We start from the raw sequence: 4,465 nt of genomic DNA, 5'->3' as shown, positions 1-4,465 counted from the left end.
GGGGGGGGGGGGGGGGGGGGGGGGGGGGGGAGAGAGAGAGGCGTGCTAGTTCGCTGCAGGCTCCTGACCTGCCTGTGCGCCGCGTGCCGCGTTCAGGCGCTCCTGCGCGCCCTGCAGCCACGCCTCGCAGCGGGCGGCAAGCGCCTCGCCACGCTCCCACAGGGCGATGGAGGTCTCCAGGTCGCTGGCGCCGGACTCCAGCTGGCGCACGACCTGCTCCAGCTCGGCACGCGCCTGCTCGTAGCCGAGGGTTTCGACGGGTGCGCCCAACTCGGCGCTGTTGAAGCTAATGTTCTCGCTCATTGAGGAACCTTTCAGGGGTAAAAACTAGGGATAAAAACTAGGGGTATCGAGGTTTAGGAGATGTTTGAGGGATCCGTAGAAGTCACGGTTGCCTGCGCCGAACCGGTCGCCGCACGCACCGTAATCTGCTCGCCCTCGCTCAGCGCCGAAGCGTCACGCACAATAGCGCCCGCGGCATCCTGAACGATAGAGTAGCCGCGGTTGAGCGTCTGCGCAGGCGAGAGCGAACGCACCCGCGCTAACGTATGCGACAGAGTCGCCGACTCACGCTCCAAGCGGTGCTTCACCGAACGGTGGGCGCGCTCGCGCAGCTGGCTCAGCTCCTCCACACGCATGAGCAGGGAGGACTCCGGGTGGGTGAGCACCGGGCGGCTGCGTAGCTGGGCAATGTAGTTCATCTGCATGCCCACGTAGCCGAGCACCGCACGGTCCAGGCGGGCGCGCGCCTCGGTGATGCGGGCGGTTTCCTCCGAAATATCGGGCACAATGCGCTTACCCGCATCGGTTGGGGTGGAGGCGCGCAGGTCAGCGACCGCGTCGAGGATGGGGGAGTCAGCCTCGTGACCGATTGCCGAGACCACGGGGGTGGTGGCTGCCGCGACGGCGCGGATGAGCGCCTCCTCAGAGAAGGGGAGCAGGTCCTCGAAGGAGCCGCCGCCTCGGGCGATGACGATGACGTCAACCTCCGGGTGAGCGTCTAGCTCGGCGAGAGCGGCAATGACCTCAGCCGCCGCACCTTCACCCTGAACGCGGGTGTTGCGCACCTCGAAAGTCACGCCGGGCCAGCGCAGGGAAGCGTTACGGATGACGTCCTTCTCAGCGTCAGAATCGCGACCGGTAATCAGACCCACACGGTTGGGCAACATGGGCAGCGGCTTCTTCCGCGCGTCAGAGAACAGCCCCTCGGCGGCGAGAGCCTCACGCAGACGCTGCAGCTGCTCGTGCAGGTTGCCGGTGCCGACCGCGTACACTTCCTTGCCGATGAGGGAGAGCTTGCCGTTCTTCCACAGGCTCGGCTTGGCGCGGGTGACGATGCGAGCGCCTACGGTCACATCAGCCGCCAGGCCGCTACCGGCACGCCCGAAGAGCGCGAGGGTGAAGGAGAAGTCTTCGTTGAGGTCTTTGAGCTCCATGAAGACGTTGCCGCCGCGGCCGTTGAGGGAGGCGACCTGCGCCTCCACCCAGAGCTCGGGAACCTTGTCTACATAGTTTTTGAGGTTCTGCGCGAGCAGGGCGAGGGGCCAGGGGTTGGTGGCGGTGGTTTCCTGAGACTTCCCGGGAAGCTGCCGCTCGTGCACGGGCGGCACCACCAGTGCGGGTGCCGGCTGCGCTGCGGAGGGGTTGTAGAAGTTCATACCTTCTATTGTCCCTGATTGGTCGGTTATGCGCCTGCGCACAGGTCAGCCTGGCGACTCGGGTAGCTTGCACGCAGTGCAGGCAGAACTTAGCTTCTGGCGCATTCTGCGGGTCCGAATCGGCTTTGAACACTGTGAGCGGGTACCCTAGGCTCATGCGCTCACCCGATCAGTCAGCACATCAGAACAACGCCCTCAACACCGCCGCGGCTTCGTCAGCGGCGGGTACTGGCGCGCAAAACTACCCGGCGGACGCGACCCGAGTCGTCGATACTCGGATTACCCGCACGGACGGCTACTATACGGCGGATGAAGACACCACCCTGCTACAGCCCACGCGCACGCTCGGCCACGCCGCAGCCCCCACCAAAGCTGAACTGCAGGCCGCCCCGGAGCCTCCCTTCGCGGCAGGTTTGCGGAGGTTCCTGACCGTTGTGCTGTGCGCCCTCGCCCTGGTGACCGGTCTGGGTGCAACCACGGGTGCCTGGGTGAACTCCAAGCTCATGTCAGAGCGCGGTTTCTCGCAGATTTCCTCCAACCTGGCGGAAGATTCGCAGCTCGCCTCACGCATCGCGGACGGTGCAGTCGAAGACCTCATGAACTCCGAAGCTATGACAACCTTCCTCGACGGCACCAAACAAAGCGGCTTATACTCCATTCTTGTAAAGCCGACACAAGACGGCATACGTTCCCTGCTCAACCGTTCCGCGGCTGAGCTGTCAAAAACTGAAGAATATCGAAGCCTCTGGAAGGAAGTTGCCGAGGAAACTCGCCGTTACAACCTTGAACACCAGGACGGCCCCGCCGTCATTGTGCTCACCCCCTTCTACCGTGCGCTGGATGCGAAGGTCGGCTCTATCGGCTCCTTCGACCCGGACCTGACGAAGCTCGGCCCTGAAACCCTCAACATTGACCGGGTGAAGGACGGCAACAGCCAGCAGGACCAGCAGGAGTGGTTCCTGCACGCCGGCATTAACCGCGCCGCCGCGCTGGGCAAATCCACCGTGCCGCTGACCATCATCTCGGTGATGAGCCTGCTACTGGCTACGTTGCTGGCACCCAGGCACCGCATCCTGGTACCGGTGGTCACGGCTCTGCTCTACGCCCTGCTGGGCTGGGGCGCCGCAGCCTGGTTTGGCGGCCAAAGCCCTGAAACCCTGGGAATTACCAGCCACAGCACCGCCGGAACGGCACTGATTACCGGGGCATGGAACCAGCTTGCACCGTCACTGACCGGGCACTTGCAGGCGGCGGCAAGCTACGGGCTGGTCCTGGCAATCCTCGCCCTGCTGCTCGGTATTCTGATTCGCCTCATCGCCCTGGGACGTAGCCCTGCGAGCGGTGCCACAGTCATCACACACTAAAAGTCCGAACAACGTAGGATAGTAACCATGTCCACTGAAACTATTGCCCTGGGCCTGCCGCCCGTACCCCGCGAGCGCCGCAGCCGCGCCGACGTTGAAGCCGCCGCACCCGTCACCGGTGAGAAGAAAGTCCTGCTCGCCACCCCTCGCGGTTACTGCGCAGGCGTTGACCGTGCCGTGATTGCTGTTGAGAAGGCGCTGGAGCACTACGGCGCGCCCGTCTACGTGCGCAAGCAGATTGTTCACAACCGCCACGTGGTGGAGACCCTGGAGAAGCAGGGCGCTATCTTCGTTGATGAAGTGGATGAAGTTCCCGAAGGTTCCGTGACCGTGTTCTCGGCGCACGGCGTATCCCCGGCGGTGGTTTCCGCAGCCGGCGACCGCTCCCTGAACACCATTGACGCGACCTGCCCGCTGGTGAACAAGGTGCACCGCGAGGCTGTGCGCTTCGCCAAGCAGGACTACGACATCCTGCTCATCGGTCACACCGGCCACGAAGAGGTCGAGGGTACCGCCGGTGAGGCGCCCGAGCACATCCAGATCGTGAACTCGCCCGAGGAAGTGGATCAGGTAACGGTCCGCGACCCCGAGAAGGTTGTGTGGATTTCTCAGACCACCCTGTCTGTGGATGAGACCCTGGAAACCGTGGCGCGTCTGCGTGAGCGTTTCCCGTCCCTGCAGGATCCGCCCTCGGACGACATCTGCTACGCAACCTCCAACCGCCAGGGCGCTATCAAGGAAATCGCTCCGCGCGCTGACCTGGTCATCGTGGTTGGTTCGGCAAACTCCTCGAACTCCGTGCGCCTGAAGGAAGTGGCACTCGAATACGGCGCTAAGCGTGCCGAGCGTGTGGACTTCGCACACCAGGTGGACGAGTCCTGGTTCGAGGGTGTGGCGACCGTGGGCCTGACCTCCGGCGCGTCCGTGCCCGAGGTTCTGGTTCAGGAGGTACTGGCCCTGCTCGCCGAGTACGGCTACAACACCATCGAAGAGGTGGAGACCGCGAAGGAAGACATTCTCTTCTCCCTGCCGAAGGAACTGCGTTCCGCCCTGAAGAACGATGAGAACGTAGGCCGCCAGCTCGGTGGCCGCGGCGCTAAGCCGACTCGCTAAATTCTTATACTTACGACCCCGTGTCCTCTTCCCCGTGTGGGGAGAAGATGCGGGGTTTTTGCGTCTGATGTGCGGGATGCACGGGTAGGGACGCTTGCGCAGCTTCGCGTAACCGGCTACCTCCGCAGCTTTACGGTCTCGCTACGCGGGGGAGTGCCCCCTCTGCGGCGCCGGGGCGCCTTGAGGACGGAGCCCCCGCTTCGCGTGACCGCCTCTGCTGCTTCGTGGTCTCGCTACGCGGGGTTTTTCGTGCCTGAGGATGCACGGTTTGGGGCAGCAGCGGCATGCGCCGGTTTCCGCTCGCGGGGGAGTGCCCCCTCTGCGGCGCCC

General features: G+C 64.3%; 4 protein-coding genes. 2 read left to right on the top strand and 2 right to left on the bottom strand.

Annotation, left to right across the window (positions count from 1 at the left end; genetic code table 11):
- Positions 1 to 45: 45 nt before the first annotated feature.
- Both HMPREF2884_RS05265 and xseA read right to left on the bottom strand, forming a co-directional pair.
- On the bottom strand, positions 46 to 303 hold the full coding sequence (locus HMPREF2884_RS05265) for an exodeoxyribonuclease VII small subunit (RefSeq protein WP_049354175.1): 258 nt from the start codon (positions 301 to 303) through the stop codon (positions 46 to 48).
- 53 nt (positions 304 to 356) lie between these two features.
- Entirely contained in the window at positions 357 to 1,658 is a 1,302-nt protein-coding gene (gene xseA, locus HMPREF2884_RS05260; protein ID WP_070616162.1) for an exodeoxyribonuclease VII large subunit, read from the bottom strand.
- Positions 1,659 to 1,813: 155 nt separating this feature from the next.
- Between xseA and HMPREF2884_RS05255 the strand changes: the two genes are divergently transcribed.
- Both HMPREF2884_RS05255 and HMPREF2884_RS05250 read left to right on the top strand, forming a co-directional pair.
- Positions 1,814 to 3,022, top strand: a complete 1,209-nt coding sequence (locus HMPREF2884_RS05255) for a dehydrogenase (RefSeq protein ID WP_070616160.1) — start codon at positions 1,814 to 1,816, stop codon at positions 3,020 to 3,022.
- Between the two features lie 27 nt (positions 3,023 to 3,049).
- The gene (locus HMPREF2884_RS05250) at positions 3,050 to 4,135 is read left to right on the top strand and encodes a 4-hydroxy-3-methylbut-2-enyl diphosphate reductase (protein ID WP_049346949.1); all 1,086 of its coding nucleotides are present in this window, start codon (positions 3,050 to 3,052) and stop codon (positions 4,133 to 4,135) included.
- Positions 4,136 to 4,465: the final 330 nt, after the last annotated feature.

Origin of the sequence: Rothia sp. HMSC073B08 (assembly GCF_001812975.1) — a bacterium.
Lineage (GTDB): Bacteria > Actinomycetota > Actinomycetes > Actinomycetales > Micrococcaceae > Rothia > Rothia mucilaginosa.
The sequence above is the reverse complement of the archived record's forward strand: the minus strand, read 5'-3'. Positions and strand labels throughout refer to the sequence as shown.

Coding starts and splice junctions, on each gene's coding strand:
- HMPREF2884_RS05255 (WP_070616160.1), top strand. CDS start 1,814: ATGCGCTCACCCGATCAGTCAGCACATCAGAACAACGCCCTCAACACC.
- xseA (WP_070616162.1), bottom strand. CDS start 1,658: ATGAACTTCTACAACCCCTCCGCAGCGCAGCCGGCACCCGCACTGGTG.
- HMPREF2884_RS05250 (WP_049346949.1), top strand. CDS start 3,050: ATGTCCACTGAAACTATTGCCCTGGGCCTGCCGCCCGTACCCCGCGAG.
- HMPREF2884_RS05265 (WP_049354175.1), bottom strand. CDS start 303: ATGAGCGAGAACATTAGCTTCAACAGCGCCGAGTTGGGCGCACCCGTC.